At 67.9% G+C, this 1351-nt stretch carries 1 protein-coding gene; it reads left to right on the top strand.

The window, feature by feature from the left end; all coding sequences use genetic code 11:
* The coding region (locus ABS772_RS02655; RefSeq protein ID WP_350391984.1) for a carbohydrate porin at nt 1-1351 on the top strand (1351 nt) is incomplete at both ends.

Raw genomic sequence — 1351 nt, 5'->3', positions numbered from 1 at the left:
GCGCAGCAGCCCTCGCCGGTGGGCCAGTTCAACGATCAGACCCAGCCGCGCACCGATCCCGCCATCGCCGCCAAGCCCGCCGACCCCGTCCGCACCGGGCCGCTCGCCCCCTGGGCCACCGACATGGCCGCCCGCGGGCTCACCTTCGACATCAACATCTACGACTTCTACCAGGCCAACCCCTCGGCCGGCCTGCGCACCGGCGAGCAGTCCAACTCCGCCTACTTCGTCCTCTCCATGACCGCCGACATGCAGAGGCTCGCCAACATCTCTGGCGGCACCATCAAGTTCACCCAGACCTTCTTCGGTCTCGTGCGCAACCTCAACATGGCCGCCGACATCGGCGACACCACGGTCGGCTACCAGCCGCCCTACAATCCCAACAACAACCGCCTCTCGCTGCTCACCTACGAGCAGAAGCTCCTCGACGACCGCCTCGTCATCGAGTTCGGCCGCACCCATCCCGACCGCTACTACGGCCTGCCGCCGTGCAACTCGATCAACTCCTGCTTCCAGGACCTGTTCTACATCAACGCCGGCTTCACCTCGCCGCTCTACGCCGTCTGGGGGGCGAACGCCGCCTACCAGCTCTCGCCCACCACCTACATCCAGGCCGGCGCCTTCTCGGTGAACCCCGGCACCAACGCCCTGTCCGGCTACGACTGGGGCTACGAGCGCCTCTCGGGCGCGCTGGTGATGACCGAGATCGGCTACAAGACCGACTACACCGTCACCGCCTATCCCGGCCGCGCCTCGCTCACCGGCTTCTTCAACACCTCCGACCACGACGACAACTTCAAGACGGTGTTCGGCACCTCCCGCGGCCTGAACCCCGGCACCCCCGCGCTGCAGAAGTCGGGCACGTCCGGCCTCGTGCTGACCGGCACGCAGACGGTCTGGCGCGCCGACGGCGGGCTCGTGGCCAACCCGCACCCGACGGCGGTCTCGCTCTACACCGGAACCGGCTACTCCTTCGACCCGACGGTGCCGATCCGCTTCAACTCGTTCGTGGGCGTGCTGCTGCAGGCGCCCGACCAGAGCCGGCCGAACGACACCTACGGCCTGAAGATGAACTGGCAGCGCCTGTCGGAGAACTACACGCAGTTCCTGTCGGACGCGAACTTCATCTCGGGCGGCTCGGGCGCCCCGTACGCGCGCGACAAGTTCATCTTCGAGGCCAACGCGCATTTCGACGTCGGGGCGGGCGTGATCGTCGAGCCGGTGGTGCAGTACGTGGTCAACCCGAACTCGTTCTGGAACCCCTTCACCGCGCGCCGGGCCAAGGACGGCTTCTACGGCGGCTTCACCCTCGTCGTCCCCCTCGGGACCCTGCTCGGGCTCGCCCCGGGCT

Origin of the sequence: Methylorubrum podarium, from assembly GCF_040270385.1 — a bacterium.
In the GTDB taxonomy this organism is placed as follows: domain Bacteria; phylum Pseudomonadota; class Alphaproteobacteria; order Rhizobiales; family Beijerinckiaceae; genus Methylobacterium; species Methylobacterium podarium.
Note: the sequence above shows the minus strand (reverse complement) of the source record. Positions and strands in the feature narration are given on the sequence as shown.